This window comes from Streptomyces parvulus, assembly GCF_014648855.1.
Taxonomy (GTDB): domain Bacteria; phylum Actinomycetota; class Actinomycetes; order Streptomycetales; family Streptomycetaceae; genus Streptomyces; species Streptomyces parvulus.
This window is the reverse complement of sequence record NZ_BMRX01000001.1, coordinates 40,044-65,707: the sequence shown is the minus strand read 5'-3', so window position 1 is coordinate 65,707 and position 25,664 is coordinate 40,044. Positions and strand designations below refer to the sequence as shown.

The window sequence follows — 25,664 nt, the reverse complement described above, 5'->3', positions numbered from 1 at the left end:
CCACAGTCGAATCTACCCGTGAGCACCGGTGGGGCCGGGCCACGGGGGGTGGGGGGCCGGGGCGGAACCGGGAGGATTCACCCGCTGTTCTCCCTGGCGGTCCCGGTGGATCACGGGTAGGTAGCCGCCCATACCCGCCGGTCCGTGATTCCAACCACTTCCTCAGGAAGGGGTGCCCTCGGGGTCGGTGCCGGGGCCTTCGCCTTCGCCTTCGTCCTCGTCGTCGGTCTCGGCCAGGACGGGGGAGGCGTGGTGGGACCAGAGTTTCCAGCCCGCGGGGGTGCGGCGGAAGGTGTTCGTGGCGACCACGAGCTGGCCGACCAGGGGGCCCAGCTCCTCGTCGCCGGCCGGGGCCGGGCCGCCGCTGAGGATGTTCTCGGTGCAGGTGACCAGGGCGGTGTCGCCGGTGACGGAGACGTGGACGTCGGTCAGGAAGAACTGGATGTAGTCCGTGTTCGCCATGATCAGCGCGTAGGAGCGCAGGACCTCGCCGCGGCCGGTGAGCACCGGCCAGCCGGGGTGCACGCAGGACACCACGCCGGCGTCGGCCGGGTCGTGGTACGTCTCGTCGACGCCCAGGTCGGACGGGGTGAGCCAGAACGCGGAGACCTTCTCGAAGTCGCCCTGCTCCAGCGCCTCGTAGAACGCGGTGTTGGCGGACTCGACCTGCTCGACGTCGACGTGCGGGGCGTTCACCGGGCTCCCTCGACGGCGCGGGCGACCCGTACGGCGTCGGCGGTGGCGCGGACCTCGTGGACGCGGACGGCCCACGCGCCGGCGTGCGCCGCGAGGGCGGAGACCGCGGCGGTGGCCGCGTCGCGTTCCCGGGCGGGGGGCGGGGCGGCGTCGGGGTCGGCGGCGAGGACGCGGCCGAGGAAGCGTTTGCGGGAGGCGGCGACGAGGAGGGGGTGGCCGAGGCCGAGGAGGCGGTCGAGGTGGGCGAGGAGGGCGAGGTCGTGGTCGGCGTTCTTGGAGAAGCCGAGGCCGGGGTCGACGACGACCCGGTCGGGGGCGATGCCGCCCTCCAGGACGGCGTCCACGCGCGTGCGCAGCTCGTCGACGACCTCGGTGACGACGTCGGCGTACTCGCCCTTGACGTTGCCGCCCTCCAGCAGGCCGCGCCAGTGCATGACGACGAAGGGGGCGCCGGTGTCGGCGACGGCCGGGATCATCCGGGGGTCGGCCAGGCCGCCGCTGACGTCGTTGACGAGGGCGGCGCCCGCGGCGAGGGCGCGGGCGGCGACGGAGGCGCGCATGGTGTCCACGGAGACCGTGACGCCCTCGGAGGCGAGGCCGCGGACGACGGGGACCACGCGGCGGAGTTCCTCGTCCTCGTCGACGCGGGTGGCGCCGGGGCGGGTGGACTCGCCGCCCACGTCCACGAGGTCGGCGCCCTCGGCCACGAGGTGGAGGCCGTGTTTGATCGCCGCCGTGGTGTCGAAGAAGCGACCGCCGTCGGAGAAGGAGTCGGGGGTGACGTTGACGACTCCCATGACCGCGCAGCGGTCCCATGCGGTGAGTCCCGCCGGGTGGGGGCGGCGGTCGGTCTGCTTGGTCATGTCTTCAGCCTAGGCCCAGGGGGTGGCTTGCCAGCGGGTTGCCTCCGGCGGTTGGGGGGGCGATGCCTGCGGCGGCCTGTGGCTGGTCGGGTGGGGGTGCGCGTTGCGCCTTCGGTTGGGGGTGGGTCGGGGGTGCGCCGGGGGGTGTCCGTCCTCGGAACGGCGCGGAATCGGTACCTCAAGATGTGCGGTCCGTTGACGCGCCAACCGCTGCGGGCGGACACCCCCCGGCACACCCCCTTCTCGCCGTACGCGGCCAACCCGCTCCGCGATCCGCGGGCAGATGTGCCGCCTGGGGCGGCACGGGTGGGCGCGGGCGGCACCCCGCTACGCCGGGTTGCGTCATCCGCCCCCCGGCCCGCGCCCACACCGGGTGATCAGGGAACGGCGGTGCCTGACGGGTGGCGGTACGGACGGCGTGTCACGTCGCGTGGGCGTCTCCGTGGGCGCAGGGGCGGCGTGGGGGTGTGGGGCGGCGTAGGGCTCGGGGGAGGGGTGGGGTGAGGGTGACGAAGCCCTCGGCCTGCATCGCGGCGAAGCCGATGCGGGGGAGGTCGGACGAGGAGCGGTAGACCACGAAGCGGGGCTCCCAGCGGGGGCGGAACTTCGCGTTGAACTTGTACAGGGATTCGATCTGGAACCAGCGGGAGAGGAAGACCAGCAGGCCGCGCCAGGCGCGGAGGACCGGGCCCGCGCCGATCTTCTCGCCGCGCGCGAGCGCCGCGCGGAACATCGCGAAGTTCAGCGACACCCGGGTGATGCCCAGCCTCGGCGCCGCCTGGAGCGCGGCGACGATCAGCAGTTCGTTCATGCCGGGGTCGGCCGCGCGGTCGCGGCGCATGAGGTCCAGGGAGACGCCGTCGGTGCCCCATGGGACGAAGTGCAGGACCGCCTTCAGGTCGCCGTACGGGCCCGGCTCGGCGTCCTGCTTGTGCGCGGTCGCGATCAGGCAGTCGCCGTCGGCCGGGTCGCCGACCCGGCCCAGGGCCATCGAGAAGCCGCGCTCGGTGTCGGTGCCCCGCCACGCGCCGGCGGCGCGGCGCACGCGGTCCAGTTCGGCGTCGGGGAGGTCAGCCACGCGCCGTACCCGGGTCTCGTAACCGGCGCGCTCGATGCGCTTGACCATCTGGCGCACGTTGCGCATCGCGCGGCCGGCGAGGGAGAAATCCGCCACGTCCACCACCGCCTCGTCACCCAGTTCGAGGGCGTCGAGGCCCGTTTCGCGGGTCCACACCTCGCCGCCGGTCTCGGAGCAGCCCATGACGGCCGGGGTCCAGGAGTGGGCGCGGGCCTCGTCCATGAAACGTTCGATGGCGCCCGGCCACGCCTCGACGTCGCCGATCGGGTCGCCGCTGGCCAGCATCACGCCGGAGACGACGCGGTAGGTGACCGCCGCCTTGCCGCTCGGGGAGAAGACCACCGCCTTGTCCCGGCGCAGCGCGAAGTGGCCGAGGGAGTCGCGGCCGCCGTGCCGGGCGAGGAGGGCGCGCAGGCGTACCTCGTCCTCCTCGGTGAGGCGGGCCGCCGGGTGTTCCGGTCGGAAGGCCAGGTAGATGGTGGTGACGGCGGTCAGGAGGCCGAGCGCGCCGAGGGAGAAGGCGACCGTCCAGGAGGTGTTGCCCGCGTAGTGGACCGGGCCCTCCACGCCGAACAGGCCGTACAGGACGTGGGTGAGGCGGTCGGCCAGGCTCGGGGAGCCGATCATGCGGTGCGGGTGGGCGTTGACGACCAGGAGGCCCAGCGCGAGCGAACCGGCCCCCATGAGAACGAAGTTGGCCAGGGCGCGCCAGCGGCTGCGCGGGTCCGGCAGGGCCGCGAACTGGTCCCGGTGGCGCAGCAGGGGCGCGAGCAGCGCCAGGGAGATCAGGACGCCGAGGACCGAGTGGCGGTAGCCGAACTGGGCGAGTGCGCCCAGCGGGAGGAGGGCCACCGCGGCCCGCCACGCCCGGCGCTTGCGGCGCCTCAGGCCGTGGGCGAGCAGGAGGAGCAGGACACCGGCGCTGAGGGAGAGGGCGGCGGCGAACGGGCCGAACGAGCCCGGCAGTACCTCGGCGAGGGCGTGCATCCGGCTGTGCCGGAAGCGCGGGAAGACGCCGGCGGCGATGTCCAGCAGGCCGACGAGCGCGCAGGCGCGGCCGACGAGGAGGGGCACGTTCTCCGGACGGGGGCCGCGCGGCAGCCGGCGTACGCGGGTGGGTCCTGCCGGAACCGCACCCGACATTTCCTCATCTGTCCTGACAGACATCGCACCTGTTGTTCTGCGAGTAAGAGTGGATCCGGGCCCGTTTCGGGCATCCGGCGACATTGCGCCCTCTAGGACGGTGTCTTGGCGGGAGAGGTTCACTCCCCTTGATCGGATTGCCCGAACGGGCGCACGGAAAGCGCAGGCAGGTACCAAGGCATGGGTCTCACGAGCAACAAGGTGCTGGCGTTGGCGGTACTGGCCGGCGTGCTGCTGTTCGCCGGCACGGTGTGGCTGTGGCCGCGCCTGGCCCACGGCGGTGTACGGGCCGTACTCGGGCGGGTGGGCCTGCTGTTCGCGACCCAGGCGGCCCTCTTCGCGGCGGTGGGTCTGGTGGCCAACCAGTCCTTCGGGTTCTACGGCAGCTGGGCCGACCTGTTCGGGCGGGAGAACGGGCAGGGCGTCGTCGTCGACCACGCCTCCGGCGCGACGGGCGGGCCGCTGCGGGTCGTCGGGGACCGGAAGGTGACGGGGGCGGGCGGCGGCCGGCCCGAGGCGAGCGGGCGGATCGACGAGGTCCGCGTCGTCGGGCGGACGACGCGGATCGCGACCCCGGCGTACGTGTACCTGCCGCCGGAGTACTTCCAGGCACGGCACCGCGGCCGTACGTTCCCCGCGGCCGTCGTCCTGACCGGGTACCCGGGGACCGCCGAGGCGCTGGTGGACAAGCTCCGCTATCCGCGCACGGCGCTCGACCTGGCCCGGGCGGGCCGGATGCGGCCGATGATCCTGGTGATGCTGCGGCCGACCCTCGCTCCGCCCCGCGACACGGAATGCGTCGACGTGCCGGGCGGGCCGCGGACGGAGACGTTCTTCGCGAAGGATCTCCCCGAGGCCGTGGGCGGCCACTACCGCGTCTCCCGGGGACCGGGCACCTGGGGTGTCGTCGGCAACTCCACGGGCGGATACTGCGCGCTGAAACTCGCCGTGCACCATCCGGACGTGTTCGCCGCGGGAGCGGGACTCTCCGCGTACTACGACGCGCCGAACGACCCCACCACCGGTGATCTCTTCCAGGGGAACGAGGAACGGAAGAACCACGCGAATCTGTGGTGGTATCTCAAGAACAGGCCCGCGCCCGGCACTTCCCTGCTCGTGACCAGCAGCAGGTCCGGCGAGACGAACTACGCGGACACGCTGGAGTTCATCGAGCGGGTCAAGAGCAGGAAGCCGACCCGGATCTCCTCGATCATCCTGGAAAGCGGAGGGCACAACTTCAATACCTGGCGGCGCGAGATTCCCGCGACACTGGAGTGGCTCGGGGGACGGCTGGGCGGGCGCACGGTCTGAATGATCTTGAGTAATTCGCCCGGCGACGGGGTTGTGGATTCCCGGTGGCGTGTGAACGCGTCGGAGAAGGCCGTGTTTTTACGGGGCGGGGCGCCAAGATTCGCCTACGCGCGGTAAGTTTCTGGCCATGCCACGTGGACGTCACCGCCATTCCCCGCCTCTGCACAGGCTGCTTCCTCCGTCGGCGATCGCAGGCGTCTCGGTCGTCTGCGCCCTCGGCCCCTGGGTGTTCAGCGAGATCACGGTCCTCCGCGTACTGGCCGCGGCCGCCGCGGTGACGGCCGTCGTCGGCGCGGTCGTCATGCGGCACTGGGACGCACAGGCGGGCAGGCGCGTCGCCGACCTCACGCGCGCGCGGGCGAGCGACGAGTGGCGCTACGAGGAACGGGTCGCCGAACTGGAGTCCGACCTGGAGGAGTCGCGCGACCTGCGCGTCAAGCTGGAGCACCGGCTGCGGGCCAAGCGCACCGAACTGGCTGGCCTGCGCAACGAGCACGCCTCGCTGCTGCGCCGCTACGCCACGGCGGAGACCGAGCGGGCCAGCGCGCTGGAGGGCCGCCGGCTGCTGGAGATAGAGGCCGTCCCGTCGGCGCCCGCCCTGCCCGCGGCCCGGCCGGCGCCGGACCGGGAGGAGGCGGCCGCGGACGCCGTGCCGGCCGCCACGGACCCGGCCGCCGAGAGCACGGGCACGGTGGAGAAGGAAACGGCGGAGAAGCACGCGGCGGAGAAGGACAGTGCCCCGGCGGTGTTCTCCCCCGCGGGCTCGCAGCTGTTCCTGCGCGCGGGCGCCGCGCTCGCCCGCTTCGACGGGGACGCGCCGAAGGGCCCGGACGGCGGCAACCGGGACGACGGCGGCGACTCCGCCGACGGTGACGGCGACGGCGGCGACGACGGCGGCGACGGTGGCGGCAAGGACGACGGCGACGGCGGCGGCGAGAGCACGCCGGCGCCCGAGGCGGCGCGGGAGCACGAGACGCGGGGGCAGCCCGAGGCGGCCGACGGGCACGAGAGCGCCGCCGCCTCCCCGGCGCCGCGCTCCGACGAACCGTCCGCCCCGCCCGCCCAGTCCACCCGGCGTGCCGAGGGGCACTTCACCGTGCCGACCGCGGTGGCCGTCGTACCGGCGTCCCCGGCGCGGCGCCCGTCGGTCGAGGGCGGCTTCGACTTCTTCGGGACCAAGGAGCCCGGCGACGGGGAGGGCGCGGACGGCTCGGACGCCTCCGGAACCGCCCTGGAGTCCGTGCAGAACGAGGACCTCGCCGACGTCGTCGGCCAGGAGGCGCTCGCCCTGCACAAGGCCGAGGCGGAGGCCTCCTTCAAGCCGGCCGGCGAGGAGTCCCGGGGCGTCGGCCAGGTGATCGACCTGACCGCCCACGACGAGACCGAGCAGATCGACATCCAGGGGCTGCGCAGCGCGGTCTCCTGACCCCGCGTCTCAGGCCATCCAGCGGTCCGGCGGGGCGTCCCGGCGGCCGGTGCGGGAGCGTTCCGCCTGGCCGTCCAGCAGCCCGGCGGCCTCGTCGGCGTCCCGCAGCCGCGCGGTCACCGTCTTGTTGGCCCCCGTGTCCACGCGCACGTCGGCCAGCCGCAGCGCTCGCTGCCAGGGCCCCTGAGCGAGCCGGACGCTCTGCACCTTGGCGTGCGGCACCAGCGCCAGCGTGCGGCGCAGCAGTCCGTACCGGGCGGCGAAGACCGCGTCGGTGACCGCGAGGCCGTAGCCGCGCCACCACAGCGGCCGGCACCGCGCCGCGCGCCGTGGCGGGCGCGACAGGTCCGGCGCCGCCGGCACGCTCACCCCGGGCAGCACGCGCGCGACGACCGCCTCGGCGATCTCGCGCGGGGCGACCGGCAGCAGCACGGAGTTCGACGAACCGGCCACGTCCAGCTCCACCCGCACCCAGCGGCGCCGCCGCCACAGCAGCGGCTCCACGATCCGCACGGTCTGCACCCGGCCCGGCGGCACCGTCTCGTGCGCGCGGTCCAGCAGGCCGTGGTCGATGCGCAGCCCGTCCTGGGACTCGGCCACGGTCCAGTCGTACTCCCCGACGAACCGGCCCGCGCTGCTCGCGCCCGCGGCGCCCACCAGCGGCAGGGCGGTCGCCAGCACCGTCCACAGGTTGTGGGTGGCCAGCCACAGCAGCGTCGGCACCACCACGGCGGCCAGCAGCGTGCCCCAGGTCGCCCCGGTCAGCAGCAGCGAGACGGCGAGCACACCGGGCGGCACGCGCAGCAGCTGCCGGGCCGGGGCCTCGCCGACCTCGTGCGCGGTCTCGGGCGCGAAGCCCGCCGCGCGGGCGAGCAGCTCGGCCCGCAGCGCACGGGCCTCGTCGGCGCCGAGGAAGGCCAGCTCGTCCTTCTTGCCGGTGCCTATGACGTCGAGTTTGAGCTTGGCGACCCCCGCGACACGGGCCAGCAGGGGCTGGGTGACGTCGATGGCCTGGATGCGCTCCAGGCGGATGTGCGCGGTACGGCGGAACAGCAGGCCGGTACGGATGCGCAGTTCGGTGTCGGTCACCGCGTAGTGGGTGAACCACCAGGTCAGGAAGCCGTAGAGGCCGGCGGCCGGAATCAGCACGGCGAGGCCGATGAGCAGGTGGGTCGTGGTCAGCCGGGTCAGCTGGCGCTGCGCCTGGTCGGGGTCGTGGACGGCCCAGCCCACCAGCACGGCGACCGGAGCCCACGCCCGGCGCAGCGGCGTGACGGGGTGCAGCCGGCGCTCGGTGACGCCGTCCGCCGGCGGGGGAGGGACGTGCTCGGCGGCCCGGGTGCCGCCGTCGGTCCCGGGCGTGGTCACAGCCCCGCCGATCGGGCCTCGCCCAGCTCGGTGAGCCGGTCGCGCAGCCGCTCCGCCTCCGCCGGGTCGAGGCCGGGGATGGTCGCGTCGGTCGCGGCGGCGGCCGTGTGCAGCTGCACGCTGGCCAGGCCGAAGTGCCGCTCGACCGGCCCCGAGGTGACCTCGACCAGCTGCATCCGGCCGTACGGCACCACGGTCTCCTCCCGCCACAGCACACCCCGGCTGATCAGCAGGTCGTCGGCGCGCTCGGCGTACCGCCAGGACCGCCAGTTGCGCTCCAGCATCGCCCAGCCCCAGCCGAGCACGGCCAGCGGCGGCAGCGCCAGGGTCGCCCAGAGGGGGCCGAGGAACAGACCCGGCAGCAGCCCCGCGGCGAGCGCCAGCAGTCCCAGCCACACCACCAGCAGCAGCCGTCGCATGCGCAGCAGGCCGGGCGGCAGGCCGGTCCACACCGGCTCCTCCCGCGCCCGAACCACCGCGTCCGTCGCCCCCGCCGTGCCCGCGTCGTCAGGGCTCCCCGTCTCCATGGGCCCAGCGTACGTAGGGGAGACTGTGTCCATGACTCCTACGACGGAGACCATGGTCGGCATCGGCGGCGCCGCGGAGAGCACCGACATGGTGCTCAACATCGGGCCCCAGCACCCCTCCACGCACGGCGTGCTGCGGCTCCGGCTCGTCCTGGACGGCGAGCGCATCACCAGCGCGGAACCCGTGATCGGCTACATGCACCGCGGTGCGGAGAAGCTCTTCGAGGCCCGGGACTACCGGCAGATCATCGTGCTCGCCAACCGCCACGACTGGCTGTCGGCGTTCTCCAACGAACTGGGCGTCGTCCTCGCCGTCGAGCGCATGCTCGGCATGGAGGTCCCCACCCGCGCGGTGTGGACGCGGACGCTGCTCGCGGAGCTGAACCGGGTGCTCAACCACCTGATGTTCCTGGGGTCGTACCCGCTGGAGCTGGGCGGGATCACCCCGGTCTTCTACGCCTTCCGGGAGCGGGAGGTCCTCCAGAACGTCATGGAGGAGGTCTCCGGCGGGCGCATGCACTACATGTTCAACCGCGTCGGCGGCCTCAAGGAGGACCTGCCGGCCGGCTGGACCACGCGCGCGCGTGCCGCCGTCGCCGCCGTGCGCTCGCGCATGGACGTCTTCGACGACCTGGTGCTCGGCAACGAGATCTTCCGCGGGCGCACGCGCGGGGTGGGCGCGCTCACCCCGCAGGCCGTGCACGCGTACGGGGTCAGCGGTCCGATCGCCCGCGCCTCCGGCGTCGACTTCGACCTGCGCCGCGACGAGCCGTACCTCGCCTACGGCGAACTCCAGGACACCCTCAGGGTCGTCACCCGCGCCGAGGGCGACTGCCTCGCCCGCTTCGAGGTGCTCCTGGACCAGACGCACAACGCCCTCGACCTCGCCGACGCCTGCCTGGACCGGCTGGCCGAGCTGGAGCCCGGTCCGGTCAACCAGCGGCTCCCCAAGGTGCTGAAGGCGCCCGAGGGCCACACGTACGCCTGGACCGAGAACCCGCTCGGCATCAACGGCTACTACCTCGTCAGCAAGGGCGAGAAGACGCCCTACCGGCTGAAGCTGCGCTCGGCGTCGTTCAACAACATCCAGGCGCTGACCGAGCTGCTGCCCGGCACGCTGGTCGCGGACATGGTGGCGATCCTGGGGTCACTGTTCTTCGTCGTCGGCGACATCGACAAGTAGCGCGGCGGCGTCCACGGCGCCCACCGGCTGGAGCAGCCACCCGAAGTCGCCGAGACCGCCCGGCGCGAGCAGTTCGGCCGCCCGCGAGGCGTTCGCCAGGGCGCGCACGTAGGCCGCCGGGTCGCTGGAGGCCAGCGCGAGCGGGGGGCGTGCGCCGGTGACGCCGAGGGCGCGCAGGACCTCGCGCTGGGGGCGCGTGAGGGCTGGTGGGGGCGTGTGCCCCGGAGCGCACCTCTCGGCGTGGGCCGCCGCGACCGCGTCCAGCGCGACGTGCGCGGTGATGTCGCACGACCCGTCCGGCACCGGCCGCGTCTCCCGCCCCGCCCGGAACCCGGTGAGCGTCCCGAACGGCGGCCGGGCGGCCGCGGTGTGCCCGTAGTCGGCGGCCACCGCGAGCCCCGCGTCCAGCGAGGACACCGCCGAGGCCCAGGCGGCGTCCCGGGGCAGCCCGATCTCGGCGCGCAGCCCCTCCTCGCCGGCCAGCGGCCACCACCGCGCCAGCCACGCCGCTTCGGCCCCGGTCGGCGGCCCGCCGAGCCGCTCCGTACCGTCCCCGCGGACCAGCACCCTCCGCGCCAGGCCGGCCGCGTCCACCTCCGCGACGTCCACCGGTACGTTGTCCAGCCACTCGTTGGCGAAGAGCAGCCCGGTGACGCCGTGCGGCGGCTCGGCGCGCCACTCGATCCGGTGGTCGAGGCCCTCGGGCCGCCCGGCGACCTCCACGGCGTACGCGCGCGTGCGGGCCGACACGGCGGCGGGCAGCGCGGCCAGCACCCCGGAGACCAGCTCGCCCCGCCCGGCCGCCATGTCCACGAACGCCAGCGGGTCGGGCCGCCCCAGCGCCGCGTCGACCCGGCACAGCAGCCGCGCCACCGCCCCCGCGAACAGCGGCGACGCGTGCACGGACGTCCGGAAGTGCCCCGCGGGACCCTCCGGGGCGGTGCGGTAGAAACCCCCGGAGCCGTACAGGGCCTCCTGCGTGGCCTCCCGCCAGCCCCGCCAGCCTTCCTGCGCCTCCGGAGCCACTTCGGCCCCTGTCGTCCCTCGCGTCACAGACCCAGGCTAGGGTCTGTCGTCTGGATCAGGCCGGCTATGAGGGACGGTGCCTTGTCGGGCCGCCCGAGCGGGGTGTGGTGCGTGCAGCTGCAAGGCGGAGGAGGGCGACAGGGCGGAGCCCTGGCAACCGACGACAACGCCGCAGATGCGCGTGCCACACCCCGCGACTCCGGCATGATCCAGACGACAGGCCCTAAGGGCACAGGAGAGCGGGGCCTCCACCTTGCGGAGTATGCGCGGGGGATGCGGATCGGCCCTCCGGTTGACCCCTGCACCTATTCCGCTTCCCTACGCTGGGTTACGTGCAGCGCCTCTACGACTTCCTCCGCCGACACCCCACCGGGGTCGACTCCTTCTGGGCCCTCGTCGTGCTCGGGATCACCCTGGTGTCCGTGTCGGGTCCGGGGACGTCGGACGAGGGCACCCACCTCCTGGCGCTGATCATCCCGTTCGCCGTCCTGCTGAGCGTCGTGATCGCGCTGCGCCAGCGGATGCCGGAGCGGATGCTGCTGCTCGCCGTCGCCATCGGCGTGGGGCAGCTGGCGCTGGACGTCTCCACGATGCCGTCGGACTTCGCCTTCCTGGTGATCGTCTACACGGTCGCCGCGACCGGCGCCCGCTGGGCCTCCCGCACCGCGCTCGCCGTGGGGCTGTGCGCCGCCCCCTTCGCCCAGCTGCGCTGGGCCGACGACGAGCTGGGGATAGGGAGCAACATCGCCATAACGGTCTTCCAGGCGGTGCCCTTCGCGCTCGCCTGGGTCCTCGGCGACTCCATCCGCACCCGCCGCGCCTACTTCGCGCAGCTGGAGGAGCGGGCCGCCCGGCTGGAGAAGGAGCGCGAGGCGCAGGCCAAGGTCGCCGTCGCCGCCGAGCGCGCCCGGATCGCCCGCGAGCTGCACGACGTCGTCGCGCACAACGTCTCCGTCATGGTGGTCCAGGCCGACGGCGCCGCCTACGTCCTGGACGCCGCCCCCGACCAGGCGAAGAAGGCCCTGGAGACCATCTCCTCCACCGGCCGGCAGGCGCTCGCCGAGATGCGCCGCCTGCTCGGCGTGCTGCGCACCGGCGAGCACCAGGAGGCCGGGGAGTACGTCCCGCAGCCCGACGTCCAGCAGATCGAGGACCTCGTCGAGCACTGCCGGACCTCGGGCCTGCCCGTCGACTTCAAGGTCGAGGGCACCCCCAGGCAGCTGCCCAGCGGCGTCGAGCTGACCGCCTACCGCATCGTGCAGGAGGCGCTGACCAACACGCGCAAGCACGGGGGGCCCAACGCGGGCGCGAGCGTGCGGCTCGTCTACTTCGACGACGGCCTCGGGCTGCTCATCGAGGACGACGGCAAGGGCGCCCCGCACGAGCTGTACGAGGAGGGCGGGTTCGACGGCCAGGGCCACGGGCTGATCGGCATGCGGGAGCGGATCGGCATGGTCGGCGGGACCCTGGACGCGGGACCGCGACCGGGCGGAGGATTCCGCATCAGTGCGCTGCTGCCGCTGAAACCCGCACACTGACGACCGCCCCCGCACGCACGTACCGCGTTGACACCTGTAAGGAAGAGGCCCCGATGGCGATCCGCGTAATGCTCGTCGACGACCAGGTGCTGCTGCGCACCGGGTTCCGGATGGTGCTGGCGGCCCAGCCGGACATGGAGGTCGTCGCGGAGGCGGGCGACGGCGTCGAGGCCCTCCAGGTGCTGCGCTCGACCGCCGTGGACGTCGTCCTCATGGACGTCCGGATGCCCAAGCTGGACGGCGTGGAGACCACCGCCCGGATCTGCGTGGACCCGGACGCGCCGAAGGTGCTGATCCTGACCACCTTCGACCTCGACGAGTACGCCTTCTCCGCGCTGAAGGCGGGCGCCTCCGGCTTCATGCTCAAGGACGTGCCGCCCGGCGAACTGCTCGCCGCCATCCGCTCCGTGCACAGCGGTGACGCGGTCGTCGCCCCGTCCACCACCCGCCGGCTCCTGGACCGCTTCGCGCCGATGCTGCCCGCCACCGGCCAGGAGCCCCGGCACAAGGAGCTCCAGCGGCTCACCGGCCGGGAGCAGGAAGTCATGGTGCTGGTCGCGCAGGGCATGTCCAACGGGGAGATCGCGGCCCGGCTCGTGCTGTCCGAGGCGACCGTGAAGACGCACGTCGGCCGCATCCTGACCAAGCTGAACCTGCGCGACCGGGTCCAGGTGGTGGTGCTGGCCTACGAGACCGGCCTGGTCCGGGCCGGCGGGGGACAGGGCTGACGGGGCTCCGGCGGTGCCGCCGCGTCGGTAGGGTCTGCGCATGCTCCTGTGGATCAACGGCCCCTTCGGGGGCGGCAAGTCACAGACCGCGCACGAGATACGGCGGCGGCTGCCGGGCAGCGTCGTCTGCGACCCCGAGCACGTCGGCTTCGGGCTGCACCGCACGCTGCCTCCCGAACTCCGCGACGACTTCCAGGACTTGGCGTCCTGGCGGCAGGGTGTGGTGGAGGTGCTCGACCTCGCGCTCACCAGGCACGACGGAGTGGTGATCGCGCCGATGACCGTCACCGAACCGCGGTACTTCGCCGAGACCGTCGGCCGCCTGGGCGAACTGGGGCACGACGTACGCCACTTCACCCTCCTCGCCGAGCGCGAGACCGTGCTGCGAAGGCTGCGCGAGCGCGGCCTCGGCCGCCTCCTGCACCGCGCCGGGTACGCCGTCGGGAAGCGCCCCCGGCCGGGGCGCGAGAGCTGGGCCGAGGCACGGCTCGACCACTGCCTGGAACGGCTGGCCGAGCCGGAGTTCGCGGAGCACCTGTGGACGGACCGCACCACCGTGCCCAGGACCGCCGACCGGATCGCCGTACTGGCGGGGCTCACCCTGCGGCCCAACGACGAGGGCGCCCTGCGCACCCGGATCAGGCAGGCGGGCGTCGCGCTCCGGCACGTCCGGACCGACTGACGCCGGCGCACGCGGGCCGCCCGGACGGGCGCTAGCGGAGTATGCCCTCCAGGAAGTCGCTGCCGAGCCGGGCGACCACCGTCACGTCCAGCTGGTGCAGCACGTACCGGCCGCGGCGGCGGGTGGTGACCAGGCCCGCCTTCTTCAGCACGCCCAGGTGCCGGGATATCTCGGGGGCCGTCATGCCGTGCACCTGCGCCAGCTCGCCGGTGGTGTACTCACTGCGGGCCAGATAGCGGCAGATCCGCATCCGGACCGGGTGGGACAGCGCGGTCATCCGCAGCGTGAGCTGCTCGACCGAGGCGGGCGACGCCAACTCCGGGGAGCCCACCGGGTAGTGCAGCACCGGCTGCCAGGCGTGCCGGTGCAGGACCATCAGGTGCGGCCAGCCCAGGCTGGTCGGCACCAGCAGCAGACCGCCGTCCGCCGTGGCGCTGCGGCCGTCGCCCAGCTTGTCGACGGTGATCCGCGCGGCGTCCTCGTCCAGCGTCACCGCCGGGGAGACGGCGGCCAGCGCCTCGGCGAGGCCCCTGCGGCGCAGCAGATCCGTCTTGTGCCGGGCGTCCGTCGCCAGCTGGTGGCGCAGCCGGGACCAGGCCTCCGCGAAGAAGGCCTCGTCGCAGTCGTGCGCGAACTGCCGCAGCCAGCCCCGGATCCGCGGCGGGTCGACCAGCAGCCGCTCGCTGAAGCGCAGCTGCTGCGGGCCGCGCGCGGCGGCGAGGTCCAGGGCGCGCCGGCGCACCTGCGCGTCGGCGAGCGCGGAGACCCCGCCCGTGCTGTACGGCAGCGCGCAGGTGAACTCCAGCGCCGCGTCCACGAACTGCTCGTCGGACAGCTTGTCCAGCAGGTCCAGGTCCTCGGCGAGGGTGGCGCCGGGCAGCGTGCTGCGGCCCGGCACACCGGCGAACGGCATGAACAGGTCCGAGAAGGTCGTCCGCCACAGGAAGTCGGCCTCGCACATCCGGTCGGCCAGATGCGAGTCGAGCCGGGCGGTGACGCCCGTCGCCCAGCCCTGCAGCCCCGGGTGGTGTCCCGGCTCGGACAGCGCGTGCAGCGCCATGCCCAGCTCGGCCAGGGGCGAGGGCACGACGGCGACCCTCTCCGGCCGCAGCCCCGCGATGTCGATGCGCACGCTCATGCCCCCATGGTGCACGCCGCCACCGACAACGCGGCCGCCGATTGACCGCCGCCGTCAATCGGCGCGACCGCGCGGCGGGACCCGGCGCAGGCTGGGGCCACCGGGGCGACCACCTGGCCGGCGCCCGGCCCCTTCCCACCGCCCCGTCTCCCGAGCAGGTGATCCCGTGAGCAGCACGCAGCAGTACCTCCTCGACGCCTACCGCGCCCGGCAGCTCGGCGAGCCCGCGCCGCCCGCGCCGGGCACCCACGAGTCACGGGTCGTGCGCGAGTGGCGGGAGCGCCGCCGGTTCCGGGCCGTGCTCGCCGGACGCCGGCTCCGCGGCGGCCCGCGGCTCCTTCCGCGCCGTCGACGGTCCCGGGAGCCGGGCGCCCTGGGGTGAGGGTCCACCGCGTACGTCTAGCGCGCGGGTCCGCCGCGTACGTCCGCCGCGAGGGCCTGCCGCGTACCTCTGCCGCGCGGGTCCGCTGCGTACGTCGTCGCGCGGGTCCACCGCGCGGGCGGGCTGCTCAGTCCTCCAGCGCCGCGACGAAGCCGGCCACGGACGCCCGCACGTCGTCGGGCGTCCACTCCAGGCCGGCCGCTCCCACGCCGACCTCCGCCACGGAGATCCCGGGCCCGGCCGGGTCAAAGGGTCCGGAGAACAGCAGGACACCCGTCTCCTCGCCCTGCCGGAGCGCGGCCTCGCCCAGCGCCTCGGCGTCGTACGGCAGCCAGACCCGGAACTGGTGAGTGTGCGGCACCTCGGGCGTCACGCGCGCCCAGGGGACGCCGGCCGCCGCGAAACCCTCGCGCAGCGCCGCGGCCACCACGCGCGCGTGCGCCACCTGTTCCGGCAGCCGCGGCAGCGCCCGCTCCAGGCCGGCCAGCGCCGACAGGGCGGTGGGGAACTGCTGGAACAGGTTGCCGCCGTAGCGGTGCCGCCAGGCCCGCGCCTCCTCCACCAGCGTGCGGGGGCCGGCGAGCGCGGCGCCGCCGAAGCCGCCCAGCGACTTGTAGTACGAGACGTAGACGCTGTCCGCGAGGCCCGCGATCTCCTCCAGGGGCCGGCCGAAGTGCGTGGTGGTCTCCCACAGCCGGGCGCCGTCGAAGTGGACCACCGCGTCCCGCTCCCGCGCCGCGGCGACGACCTCGGTCAGCTCCTCCCAGGTGGGCAGCACGTACCCGGCGTCCCTGAGGGGCAGCTCCAGCATCAGCGTGCCGAAGGGCTCCTCGAAGTCGCGCACCTCCGCCGCCGTCGGCGGCCGGGGCTCGCTGGTCAGCCGCACCGGGCGCAGGCCGCTGACCCGGCTGAACGCGTTCCGTTCGTGCACCTCGGGGTGGCTGAGGCCGTGCAGGGCGACCACCGGATCCCCGGTGCGGCCGGCCCAGCAGCGCAGGGCGACCTGCTGGGCCATGGTGCCCGTCGGGAAGAAGACGGCGGCCTCCAGACCGAGCAGTGCGGCGGTCCGCTCCTCCAGGGCCTCGACGACGCCGTTGCCGTACATGTCGACGGGTCCGTCCAGGTCGTGGAGGTCCTGGACGTCGTCGAGCAGGGCCAGCCGTTGGCGGAGGGTCTGCAGATGGCCGGGCCGGTCCAGCACCCGGCGGGCGGTCCGGTGCACGGCGATCCGCCGTTCCCGCGTCCGCCGGTTCCGCTCCGCCGTGGGCGACTCCCCGTCCGCCGAAGGAAAGCCTTCCTCCGCCGAGGGAGACCCTTCCTCCGCCGAGGGCGCCTGCCCGGCCGTCGCGCCGCTGTCCTGCTCGTGCACGGTGTCGGTCATGCGGGGATCATGCCGGGCGGCACCGCGCGGGGCATCCGGTTTCCGTCGGCGCGGGGCCCGGACGACCCACAGCCTGTGGACAACCGGACGCTCCCGGAACCAATCGCGTTAACATGACGAGAAATCGTCCGGTACCCCGAGCGGACTGGAACGGGAAGGCCGCCGTCGCGTGAACACAACCCCACTGCCCGACCCCAAGGACCGCCCCGCGCGGCTCACGGTAGGCGTCGTCGGCGCCGGACGCGTGGGCCCCGCGCTGGCCGCGTCCCTGCAACTCGCGGGGCACCGCCCGGTGGCCGTGTCCGGGGTCTCCGACGCCTCCAGGCGCCGCGCCGCCGCGCTCCTGCCCGACGTGCCGCTCATGGCGCCCGCGGAGGTGCTCCAGCGCTCCGAACTGGTCCTGCTGACCGTCCCCGACGACGCCCTGCCGGGCCTGGTGGCCGGGCTCGCCGAGACCGGCGCGGTGCGGCCGGGCCAGCTGCTGGTGCACACCTCCGGGCGGTACGGCGCGCGGGTGCTGGACCCGGCGCTGCGGGCCGGCGCCCTGCCGCTGGCCCTGCACCCGGCGATGACCTTCACCGGCACCCCGGTGGACGTCCAGCGGCTGGCCGGCTGCTCCTTCGGCGTCACCGCCCCCGAGGAGCTGCGGCTGGCGGCCGAGGCCCTGGTCATCGAGATGGGCGGCGAGCCGGAGTGGATCGCCGAGGACCGGCGCCCGCTGTACCACGCGGCGCTCGCGCTGGGCGCCAACCACCTGGTCACCCTGGTCGCCCAGTCCATGGAACTGCTCCGCACGGCCGGCGTCGCCGCCCCCGACCGGATGCTGGGCCCGCTGCTGGGTGCCGCCCTGGACAACGCCCTGCGCTCCGGCGACGCCGCCCTCACCGGCCCCGTCGCGCGCGGGGACGCGGGTACCGTCGCCGCGCACATCGAGGAGCTGCGCGAGCACGCGCCGCAGGCCGTGGCCGGCTACGTGGCGATGGCCCGCGCGACCGCCGACCGCGCGCTGGCCCACGGGCTGCTGAAGGCGGAGCTGGCGGAGGACCTGCTGGGGGTACTCGCCGAGGGACGGCCCAGCGGCACGGGCGCCGGCGGCAGCTCCGGCCCGGGCGGCGGCCCCGCCCCCGGCGACCCGGCCGGCCCCCACGGACCGCCCGGCCCCACCGCCCCCGAGGACCCCACCGACCCCGACGACCCCCGCGGCCCCGAGGGAGACGACCGATGACCGCCGCCCCGCCCGTCCTCCTGCGCACCGCCGACGAACTGCACGCGCGCGTACGCGGCGGCCGGCGTGCCGTCGTGATGACCATGGGCGCCCTGCACGAGGGCCACGCCACGCTCGTCCGCACGGCGCGCGACCTGGTCGGCCCGGACGGCGAGGTCGTCACCACCGTCTTCGTCAACCCGCTCCAGTTCGGCGCCGGCGAGGACCTCGACCGCTACCCGCGCACCCTGGACGCCGACGTGGAGATCGCCGGCCGGGCCGGCGCGGACGCCGTCTTCGCCCCCTCCGTCGACGAGGTCTACCCCGGCGGCGAACCCCAGGTGCGCGTCACCGCGGGCCCCATGGGCGAACGCCTGGAGGGCGCCTCCCGCCCCGGCCACTTCGACGGCATGCTCACCGTCGTCGCCAAGCTCCTCCACCTCACCCGCCCGGACCTCGCCCTCTACGGCCAGAAGGACGCCCAGCAGCTCGCCCTGATCCGCCGCATGGTCCGCGACCTCAACTTCGGCGTGGAGATCATCGGCGCCCCCACGGTGCGCGAGGAGGACGGCCTGGCCCTCTCCAGCCGCAACCGCTACCTCTCCGCCGCCGAGCGCCGCACCGCCCTCGCGCTCTCCCAGGCGCTCTTCGCGGGCCTCGACCGGCTCGCCGCCCAGGAGGCGCTGCGCGCGCGTGCCCGCGAGGTCCCGGCGACCGAGTCCCGCGCCGAGGCGCTGAGCGCCCTCGGGGAGTCCCGCGCGGCGGCCGACGCCCACGCCGTGGCCACCTCCGCCCCCGGCAGCGCCACGGCGGTCCGGGCCGCCGCCCGCCAGGTCCTGGACGACGCCGCCCGCGCCACCCCGCCGCTGGAGCAGGACTACCTCGCCCTCGTCGACCCCGCCGACTTCACCGAGATCGACGACGACCACACCGGCGAGGCGATCCTCGCCGTCGCCGCCCGGGTCGGCGCGACCCGGCTGATCGACAACGTCACCCTCACCTTCGGAGCCGCCTCGTGACCAGCACAGGCATACGACTGCACGCCCCCGCGCCCGGCTGGGCCGTCGACGCGGACGTGGTGGTCGTCGGATCCGGCGTGGCGGGCCTCACCGCCGCCCTCCGCTGCGAGGCCGCCGGGCTGCGCACGGTGGTGGTCACCAAGGCCCGCCTCGATGACGGCTCCACCCGCTGGGCGCAGGGCGGCATCGCCGCGGCCCTCGGCGAGGGCGACACCCCCGCCCAGCACCTGGACGACACCCTGGTCGCCGGCGCCGGCCTGTGCGACGAGGAGGCCGTGCGCATCCTGGTCACCGAGGGCCCCGACGCCGTACGCCGCCTCATCGAGACCGGCGCGCACTTCGACGAGTCCACCGAGGGCGGCCTGGCGCTCACCCGCGAGGGCGGCCACCACCGCCGCCGCATCGCGCACGCCGGCGGCGACGCCACCGGCGCGGAGATCTCCCGCGCACTGGTCGAGGCCGTACGCGCGCGTGGACTGCGCACCGTCGAGAACGCCCTGGTGCTCGACCTCCTCACGGACGCCGAGGGCAGGACCGCCGGCGTCACCCTGCACGTGATGGGCGAGGGCCAGCACGACGGCGTGGGGGCCGTGCACGCCCCCGCCGTGGTCCTGGCGACCGGCGGCATGGGCCAGGTCTTCTCGGCGACGACGAACCCGTCCGTCTCGACCGGCGACGGCGTCGCGCTCGCCCTGCGCGCGGGTGCCGAGGTCAGCGACCTGGAGTTCGTCCAGTTCCACCCCACCGTCCTCTTCCTCGGCCCGGGCGCCGAGGGGCAGCAGCCCCTGGTCTCGGAGGCGGTGCGCGGCGAGGGCGCCCACCTGGTGGACGCGGACGGCGTGCGCTTCATGGAGGGGCAGCACGAACTCGCGGAACTCGCCCCGCGGGACATCGTCGCCAAGGGCATCCTGCGCCGCATGCTGGAGCGCGACGCCGAGCACATGTACCTGGACGCCCGGCACTTCGGCGCCGACATGTGGGAGAGCCGCTTCCCCACGATCCTCGCCGCCTGCCGCACGCACGGCATCGACCCGGTCACCGAGCCGATCCCGGTGGCCCCGGCCGCCCACTACGCCTCCGGCGGCGTCCGCACCGACGCCGCGGGCCGCACCACCGTCCCCGGCCTCTACGCCTGCGGCGAGGTCGCCTGCACCGGCGTGCACGGCGCCAACCGCCTCGCCTCCAACTCCCTCCTGGAGGGCCTGGTCTACGCGGAGCGGATCGCGGCCGACATCGCGGCGAGCCACGCGGACGGCGGCCTCCACACGCGCGTGCCCGCCCCGCTCCCGCACCCCGCCCACCCGGCGCACCCCCTGCTGCCGCCGGAGTCCCGCCTCGCCATCCAGCGGATCATGACCGAGGGCGCCGGCGTCCTGCGCTCGGCGGACTCCCTCGACCGGGCCGCCGAACGGCTGCACGACCTGCACACCGAGGCCCGCGAGGCCCTGCGGGACCACGGCAAGACGTCCGAGCCCGGCGTCGACACCTGGGAGGCCACCAACCTCATGTGCGTGGCCCGCGTCCTGGTCGCCGCCGCGAGCCGGCGCGAGGAGACCCGCGGCTGCCACTGGCGCGAGGACCACCCGGACCGGGACGACACCGCGTGGGGCCGCCACGTCGTCGTACGCCTGAACCCGGACCGATCGCTCGCCGTGCACACCACGGACACGCCAGAATTCCCCCCGACCGTCCGGGCATCCCGGCCCACGCAGCGTCCCCAGGAGCAGTGAGAGCAGTGAACACCCCCGACCTTCCCCTCGCCCCCTCCGGAGGCTGCGGCGACGGCTGCGCCTGCGGCGCGGAGACCGACGAGGACGCCTACCTGGAGTGCGGCCTCGACCCCGCGCTCGCGGCGCTCCTGCTGGACTCCGGACTCGACCCCGTGGAGGTCGAGGACATCGCGAACCTCGCGATCCAGGAGGACCTGGCGGGCGGTGTGGACGTGACGACCGTCGCCACCATCCCCGAGGACGCCGTGGCCACCGCCGACTTCACCGCCCGGGAGGCGGGCACGGTGGCCGGCCTCCGGGTCGCGGAGGCGGTCCTCTCGGTCGTCTGCACCGACGAGTTCGAGGTGGAGCGCCACGTCGAGGACGGCGACCGCGTCGAGCCCGGCCAGAAGCTCCTGTCCGTCACCACCCGCACCCGCGACGTCCTCACCGCCGAGCGCAGCGCGCTGAACCTGCTGTGCCGCATGTCGGGCATCGCGACGGCCACGCGCGCGTGGGCGGACGTCCTCCAGGGCACGAAGGCCGCGGTCCGCGACACCCGCAAGACCACGCCCGGCCTGCGCGGCCTGGAGAAGTTCGCCGTCCGCTGCGGCGGCGGCGTCAACCACCGCATGTCCCTGTCCGACGCGGCCCTGGTGAAGGACAACCACGTGGTGGCCGCCGGCGGCGTCGCGCAGGCCTTCGAGGCGGTCCGCGAACGCTTCCCCGAGGTCCCCATCGAGGTGGAGGTCGACACCCTGCACCAGCTCCGCGAGGTGCTGGACGCGGGCGCCGACCTGATCCTGCTGGACAACTTCACCCCCTCCGAGTGCGAGGAGGCGGTCGCCCTGGTGGCCGGCCGCGCGGCCTTGGAGGCATCCGGCCGCCTGACCCTCGCCAACGCCAAGGCGTACGCCGACACGGGCGTCGACTACCTGGCCGTGGGCGCACTCACCCACAGCGCACCGATCCTGGACATCGGCCTCGACCTGCGAGCGGCGGAGTAGGGCCATGCTGCTGACGATCGACGTGGGCAACACCCACACCGTGCTGGGACTCTTCGACGGCGAGGACATCGTCGAGCACTGGCGCATCTCCACGGACCCGCGCCGCACGGCCGACGAGCTGGCGGTCCTCCTCCAGGGCCTGATGGGCATGCACCCGCTGCTCGGCGACGAGCTGGGCGACGGCATCGACGGCATCGCCATCTGCGCGACGGTCCCCTCCGTCCTGCACGAGCTGCGCGAGGTCACCCGCCGCTACTACGGCGACGTCCCCGCCGTCCTGGTCGAACCGGGCGTCAAGACCGGCGTCCCCATCCTCACCGACCACCCCAAGGAGGTCGGCGCCGACCGCATCATCAACGCCGTCGCCGCCGTCGAGCTGTACGGCGGCCCGGCGATCGTCGTGGACTTCGGCACGGCGACGACGTTCGACGCGGTCAGCGCGCGCGGGGAGTACATCGGCGGCGTCATCGCCCCCGGCATCGAGATCTCGGTCGAGGCGCTCGGCGTGAAGGGCGCCCAGCTCCGCAAGATCGAGGTCGCCCGGCCGCGCAGCGTGATCGGCAAGAACACGGTCGAGGCGATGCAGTCCGGCATCGTCTACGGCTTCGCCGGCCAGGTGGACGGCGTGGTCAACCGGATGGCCCGCGAGCTGGCGAGCGACCCGGAGGACGTCACGGTCATCGCCACGGGCGGACTCGCGCCGATGGTCCTCGGCGAGTCCTCCGTCATCGACGAGCACGAGCCGTGGCTGACCCTGATGGGCCTGCGCCTGGTCTACGAACGCAACGTGTCCCGCATGTAGCGGGCGGGCCCCCGGGGAGCGGGGCGCCGCGGACTCCCCGGCCGACCAGCCGAGTGGGTGGGCGCCCGCGCCACACCCGCCCCCTATGCCGAGTTTGTCTGATTAGCGCGTATCGTCACCGCATGCCCACGCCCTACGGAACCCGCGGCGGCATGGCGTTCGGTGCGCAGGAGCTGTGTGTGCTCCGGCGCGCCCTCGCCGTTGCCCTGAACCCCAGTCCAGTCTCGGCCGAGGAGGCCCAGGACTGCCTCCGCCTCGCAGAGTCGCTCGACGAGGCGATGCGGGAGAGCGCGCGGCTACGCGCCTTCCTGGTGGCCGACCTCGCCCGGTACCGCGCCGCCCTCCCCGGCACCGCCACCGGCTACCTCGCGCTCCTGGACGAGGCCCTGGGCGCCGGCCACCGCCCCCACGCGGACGACCTCGCCGCCCTCGGCGCCCTGCGCGCCAACCCCGCCGCGGCGGCGCTGCTGGCCCGCTGCGCGCCCCACGCCGACCCGCCCCCCGCGGTGCGGACGCCCGTCGTCCGGCTCCCGGCCGCCCGCTCCCACCTCCAGGCCCTTCCCGGGGGCCAGCAGGCCGACAAGCCGCCCGCGCCCAAGCCCGCCCAGAAGCCGTCCCCCCGACCGGCCCCGGCGCCCGCCGCCCCGAAGCGCCCCGTCCCGACCCCCGGCGAGGTCTTCCCCCGCCGCAAGCCCGCCCCGCCCGCCCCGGGCTCCCGGCACCACCTCGCGGCCGGCTGACGGCCCCTGGCTACCCTGGAGCCATGGACTACGTCTCCGCGCTCCTGCCCCCGGCCGTCATGGCCGTCTTCTTCATCGGTCTGATCCGGGTGATCGTGAAGACCCAGGGCGGCGCCAACAAGGCCAAGGAGGACGCGGCCGTGGACGCCGCCCTCGCCCGGGCCGAGGGCGCCCGGCAGCAGTCCCCCCACCCCGAGGGCTGATCCCACCGGGCGTACGGCTCCACGGGAGCCGTACGCCCTTTCCGCATCCTTTTGCCGGTAAAACCGCACGTCCGGCACGCGATCGGCCGGATCTCCCACTATCGTGCTGAGGGTGCCTCGCCCATTGGGAGAACTCGAAGACGCGGTCATGACGAGGGTGTGGAAGTGGAACCGCCCCGTGACCGTTCGAGAAGTCCTGGAAGACCTCCAGCAGGAACGGTCCATCGCGTACACCACCGTGATGACCGTTCTGGACAATCTCCATCAGAAGGGCTGGGTCCGCCGGGAGTCGGAAGGCCGGGCCTATCGATATGAGGCGGTCTCCACCCGCGCCGCCTACGCGGCCGCGCTGATGAACGACGCGTGGTCGCAGAGCGACAACCCCGCCGCCGCCCTCATCGCCTTCTTCGGCATGATGAGCGAGGAACAGCGGCAGGCTCTCAGAGACGCCATCCGCATCGCGCAGGGACCGGAAACCCCCGCGCCGGGCCCCGGCTCGGTACCGGAGGCCGGCGAGCGATAGCGTCCCCACATGCCAAATGCCCTCACCGTCCGGCGGGCCCGTACCAGGGATGTCCCGGACGTACGCCGGCTCCTCGACGCGTACGTGCGCGACCGTATCCTGCTCGACAAAGCGATGGTCACCCTTTACGAGAGCATCCAGGAGTTCTGGGTCGCGGAACGGGACGACAACGCCGAGGTGGTCGGCTGCGGTGCCCTGCACGTGATGTGGGAAGACCTCGCGGAAGTGCGCACTCTCGCGGTGAAGCCCGGGCTCAAGGGGGCCGGGGTGGGCCATCAGTTGCTGGAGAAGTTGCTGGACACCGCGCGCTGGCTCGGTGTTCGCCGCGTTTTCTGCCTGACCTTCGAAGTGGACTTCTTCGTCAAGCACGGCTTCGTGGAGATCGGGGAGACGCCGGTCGACACGGATGTCTACGCGGAGCTGCTGCGTTCCTATGACGAGGGCGTTGCGGAGTTCCTCGGTCTCGAACGAGTGAAACCGAACACCTTGGGCAACAGCCGGATGCTTCTGCATCTGTGATCGCCGGACAGCGCTCGGCAACCGCGGTCCTTCGCGGCCTTCGCCAGGTTTATTCGACCGGAACACCCTTCGTGGGTTCCCTATGTCCGAAACGCGCATGTTTCCGGCCCGGAGCCGGGCTGCCGGTCTCCGTCGAGGGTTTGTGTTTTTCCGGCAAAAGCGGTTTGCTTTCCGGCGTAGTGCAGTACTGCATATAACAAGGGGCGGCGATACGGCGGACGCCGACGGAGCTCCGGCCCTCAGTTATCGATGAAAGGAAATCCGGTGGCACAGAAGGTTCAGGTCCTTCTTGTCGATGACCTCGACGGCGGCGAGGCAGACGAGACCGTGACGTTCGCGCTCGACGGCAAGACGTACGAGATCGACCTCACCACCGCCAACGCGGACAAGCTCCGCGGCCTTCTCGACGCCTACGTCAAGGGTGGCCGTCGTACCGGTGGCCGCGCCTCGGGCGGCCGCGGCAAGGCGCGCGCCTCCTCGGGCGGCAGCCAGGACACCGCGGCGATCCGCGCCTGGGCGAAGGAGAACGGCTACGAGGTCAACGACCGCGGCCGTGTTCCCGCGATCATCCGCGAGGCGTACGAGAAGGCCAACGGCTGATCACCCCCTCCGCGTCACCGTCACCGTCGCCGACGGCCGCCCGCACCGGCCGTGCCGGCGGCGAGCCGGACCCGGTGGACTTGCGTGGCCAGGGTGTGGACGAGCCGTGCGAGATCCGGGGCGTCTGCGCCGCCGGGGACCGACAGCGCCGGCAGCGAGGCCTCGGCCTCGCCCCCCGGCTTCGGGGGCCGCAGCCAGAAGGCGGCCCCCTGCCGCCCCTCGCGGCCCGGTGCCGGCCCGCCGGCGGGCACGAGGGGCGCCTCCATGAGGCCGCCCGCGCCCACCGCCGACAGATCGAGCGGCAGCGAGCCCCACTCCAGCCACTCCAGCAGCCCGGGCACCTCCTCCGCGCCGCCCGCCGCCACGAGCAGCAGCATCCGCTCGCCGAGGACGGCCACCGGGCCCGTCGGCCCGAGCCGCGCGAGCGCCGCGTGACCGGCCTCGGCCGGGACGTCCAGGACGTCGAAACGGACGCCCACACGCAGCCGGAGCGGGACCCCGGGCGCCGTCGGCCACCCGAGCACCCGCTCGTACCAGGACCGCACCCCCTCCTCCCGCCGCGGACCCGCGCCGGGAGGCCGGCGCGGCGGCGGAACGACGACGGGGCCCGTGGGGCTCCCGTGGAGCACGGGGGCGACGGGGTACGCGTGGCCCGCGGGAACCGGGGGCAGGGCGCCGACCATGCCAAGTGCAACAGTCGAAAAGGCGCCCGAGTTACGCTGGGTGCCGGTCCGGATGCACAGAGTGCCGGAATCGGGGGCGCGCAGGGGTGCGGGGAGGCGCGAGGTTGTTCGCCCGTAGCGGAGGGAACCGGTGCACGCGGCATGGAGTGTCCGTCCCAGCGGGTAAGACATCCCTAGTGGGAGGG

General features: G+C 74.3%; 26 protein-coding genes. 17 read left to right on the top strand and 9 right to left on the bottom strand.

Annotated elements, in window-relative coordinates; all coding sequences use genetic code 11:
• Positions 1–162: 162 nt before the first annotated feature.
• The 3 genes from IE108_RS00300 to IE108_RS00290 all read right to left on the bottom strand — a co-directional run bounded on the left by IE108_RS00300 (position 163) and on the right by IE108_RS00290 (position 3,780).
• Complete coding sequence (locus tag IE108_RS00300; RefSeq protein ID WP_064729104.1) at positions 163–696, bottom strand: nuclear transport factor 2 family protein; 534 nt, start codon at positions 694–696, stop codon at positions 163–165.
• Positions 693–1,559 carry a dihydropteroate synthase gene (gene folP / locus IE108_RS00295; RefSeq protein WP_064729105.1) on the bottom strand — a complete coding sequence of 289 codons (867 nt, stop codon included), beginning with the start codon at positions 1,557–1,559 and terminating at the stop codon, positions 693–695. The genes IE108_RS00300 and folP overlap by 4 nt, the downstream gene beginning before the upstream one ends.
• 421 nt (positions 1,560–1,980) lie before the next feature.
• Positions 1,981–3,780 (bottom strand): phosphatidylglycerol lysyltransferase domain-containing protein, encoded by a 1,800-nt coding sequence (locus tag IE108_RS00290; RefSeq protein WP_064729106.1) that lies wholly within the window; start codon positions 3,778–3,780, stop codon positions 1,981–1,983.
• 180 nt (positions 3,781–3,960) lie between these two features.
• Here IE108_RS00290 and IE108_RS00285 point away from each other — a divergent pair, with 180 nt between their 5' ends.
• Positions 3,961–5,091: an alpha/beta hydrolase gene (locus tag IE108_RS00285; protein WP_064729107.1), complete on the top strand. Its 1,131-nt coding sequence runs from the start codon at positions 3,961–3,963 to the stop codon at positions 5,089–5,091.
• A 127-nt stretch (positions 5,092–5,218) separates the two neighbouring features.
• A complete protein-coding gene (locus IE108_RS00280; RefSeq protein WP_079163609.1) occupies positions 5,219–6,517 on the top strand; it encodes a hypothetical protein in 1,299 nt (432 codons plus the stop codon).
• A gap of 9 nt (positions 6,518–6,526) precedes the next feature.
• On the opposite strand, the gene IE108_RS00275 is transcribed toward IE108_RS00280, so the two are convergent.
• Both IE108_RS00275 and IE108_RS00270 read right to left on the bottom strand, forming a co-directional pair.
• Positions 6,527–7,885, bottom strand: coding sequence for a PH domain-containing protein (locus IE108_RS00275; protein ID WP_372462964.1), 1,359 nt, complete (start codon positions 7,883–7,885; stop codon positions 6,527–6,529).
• Positions 7,882–8,412, bottom strand: coding sequence for a PH domain-containing protein (locus tag IE108_RS00270; RefSeq protein WP_064729109.1), 531 nt, complete (start codon positions 8,410–8,412; stop codon positions 7,882–7,884). Before IE108_RS00270 ends, IE108_RS00275 begins: the two co-directional genes overlap by 4 nt.
• Before the next feature lie 31 nt (positions 8,413–8,443).
• Here IE108_RS00270 and IE108_RS00265 point away from each other — a divergent pair, with 31 nt between their 5' ends.
• Positions 8,444–9,595 (top strand): NADH-quinone oxidoreductase subunit D, encoded by a 1,152-nt coding sequence (locus tag IE108_RS00265; protein WP_064729110.1) that lies wholly within the window; start codon positions 8,444–8,446, stop codon positions 9,593–9,595.
• Here the strand turns inward: IE108_RS00265 and IE108_RS00260 are convergent.
• The gene (locus IE108_RS00260; RefSeq protein WP_064729111.1) at positions 9,560–10,648 is read right to left on the bottom strand and encodes an SAM-dependent methyltransferase; all 1,089 of its coding nucleotides are present in this window, start codon (positions 10,646–10,648) and stop codon (positions 9,560–9,562) included. The genes IE108_RS00265 and IE108_RS00260 overlap by 36 nt on opposite strands.
• 305 nt (positions 10,649–10,953) lie before the next feature.
• On the opposite strand from IE108_RS00260, the gene IE108_RS00255 reads away from it, so the two are divergent.
• The 3 genes from IE108_RS00255 to IE108_RS00245 are packed head-to-tail and all read left to right on the top strand — an operon-like array spanning position 10,954 to position 13,569.
• Complete coding sequence (locus tag IE108_RS00255) at positions 10,954–12,159, top strand: sensor histidine kinase (protein ID WP_064729112.1); 1,206 nt, start codon at positions 10,954–10,956, stop codon at positions 12,157–12,159.
• Positions 12,160–12,212: 53 nt separating this feature from the next.
• Positions 12,213–12,887: a response regulator gene (locus tag IE108_RS00250; protein WP_064729113.1), complete on the top strand. Its 675-nt coding sequence runs from the start codon at positions 12,213–12,215 to the stop codon at positions 12,885–12,887.
• 40 nt (positions 12,888–12,927) lie between these two features.
• Positions 12,928–13,569 carry an AAA family ATPase gene (locus IE108_RS00245; RefSeq protein WP_064729114.1) on the top strand — a complete coding sequence of 214 codons (642 nt, stop codon included), beginning with the start codon at positions 12,928–12,930 and terminating at the stop codon, positions 13,567–13,569.
• A gap of 31 nt (positions 13,570–13,600) precedes the next feature.
• Here the strand turns inward: IE108_RS00245 and IE108_RS00240 are convergent, their stop codons facing one another.
• Positions 13,601–14,707 (bottom strand): DUF5937 family protein, encoded by a 1,107-nt coding sequence (locus IE108_RS00240; protein ID WP_064729115.1) that lies wholly within the window; start codon positions 14,705–14,707, stop codon positions 13,601–13,603.
• A gap of 166 nt (positions 14,708–14,873) precedes the next feature.
• On the opposite strand from IE108_RS00240, the gene IE108_RS00235 reads away from it, so the two are divergent.
• Entirely contained in the window at positions 14,874–15,089 is a 216-nt protein-coding gene (locus IE108_RS00235) for a hypothetical protein (protein ID WP_064729116.1), read from the top strand.
• A gap of 127 nt (positions 15,090–15,216) precedes the next feature.
• Here the strand turns inward: IE108_RS00235 and IE108_RS00230 are convergent, their stop codons facing one another.
• Entirely contained in the window at positions 15,217–16,470 is a 1,254-nt protein-coding gene (locus IE108_RS00230; RefSeq protein WP_064729117.1) for a threonine aldolase family protein, read from the bottom strand.
• Between the two features lie 169 nt (positions 16,471–16,639).
• Between IE108_RS00230 and IE108_RS00225 the strand changes: the two genes are divergently transcribed.
• From IE108_RS00225 to IE108_RS00180, 10 genes are all read left to right on the top strand, one after another.
• Positions 16,640–17,695 (top strand): Rossmann-like and DUF2520 domain-containing protein, encoded by a 1,056-nt coding sequence (locus IE108_RS00225; protein ID WP_064729118.1) that lies wholly within the window; start codon positions 16,640–16,642, stop codon positions 17,693–17,695.
• Positions 17,692–18,693, top strand: coding sequence for a pantoate--beta-alanine ligase (gene panC / locus IE108_RS00220; protein WP_064729119.1), 1,002 nt, complete (start codon positions 17,692–17,694; stop codon positions 18,691–18,693). Before IE108_RS00225 ends, panC begins: the two co-directional genes overlap by 4 nt.
• Entirely contained in the window at positions 18,690–20,423 is a 1,734-nt protein-coding gene (locus IE108_RS00215; RefSeq protein WP_064729120.1) for an L-aspartate oxidase, read from the top strand. The genes panC and IE108_RS00215 overlap by 4 nt, the downstream gene beginning before the upstream one ends.
• 5 nt (positions 20,424–20,428) lie before the next feature.
• Complete coding sequence (nadC, locus tag IE108_RS00210) at positions 20,429–21,409, top strand: carboxylating nicotinate-nucleotide diphosphorylase (protein WP_064729121.1); 981 nt, start codon at positions 20,429–20,431, stop codon at positions 21,407–21,409.
• Between the two features lie 4 nt (positions 21,410–21,413).
• Positions 21,414–22,211, top strand: a complete 798-nt coding sequence (locus IE108_RS00205) for a type III pantothenate kinase (protein WP_064729122.1) — start codon at positions 21,414–21,416, stop codon at positions 22,209–22,211.
• A gap of 122 nt (positions 22,212–22,333) precedes the next feature.
• The gene (locus IE108_RS00200; RefSeq protein WP_107420237.1) at positions 22,334–22,951 is read left to right on the top strand and encodes a hypothetical protein; all 618 of its coding nucleotides are present in this window, start codon (positions 22,334–22,336) and stop codon (positions 22,949–22,951) included.
• Between the two features lie 23 nt (positions 22,952–22,974).
• Complete coding sequence (locus IE108_RS00195) at positions 22,975–23,154, top strand: hypothetical protein (RefSeq protein ID WP_064729124.1); 180 nt, start codon at positions 22,975–22,977, stop codon at positions 23,152–23,154.
• Positions 23,155–23,278: 124 nt separating this feature from the next.
• Positions 23,279–23,677, top strand: a complete 399-nt coding sequence (locus IE108_RS00190) for a BlaI/MecI/CopY family transcriptional regulator (protein ID WP_079163610.1) — start codon at positions 23,279–23,281, stop codon at positions 23,675–23,677.
• A gap of 9 nt (positions 23,678–23,686) precedes the next feature.
• Positions 23,687–24,196: an amino-acid N-acetyltransferase gene (locus IE108_RS00185; RefSeq protein WP_064729126.1), complete on the top strand. Its 510-nt coding sequence runs from the start codon at positions 23,687–23,689 to the stop codon at positions 24,194–24,196.
• A gap of 264 nt (positions 24,197–24,460) precedes the next feature.
• Positions 24,461–24,796 (top strand): histone-like nucleoid-structuring protein Lsr2, encoded by a 336-nt coding sequence (locus IE108_RS00180; RefSeq protein WP_064729127.1) that lies wholly within the window; start codon positions 24,461–24,463, stop codon positions 24,794–24,796.
• Positions 24,797–24,816: 20 nt separating this feature from the next.
• On the opposite strand, the gene IE108_RS00175 is transcribed toward IE108_RS00180, so the two are convergent.
• Positions 24,817–25,479 carry an SCO3374 family protein gene (locus IE108_RS00175; RefSeq protein WP_079163611.1) on the bottom strand — a complete coding sequence of 221 codons (663 nt, stop codon included), beginning with the start codon at positions 25,477–25,479 and terminating at the stop codon, positions 24,817–24,819.
• Positions 25,480–25,664 lie beyond the last annotated feature (185 nt).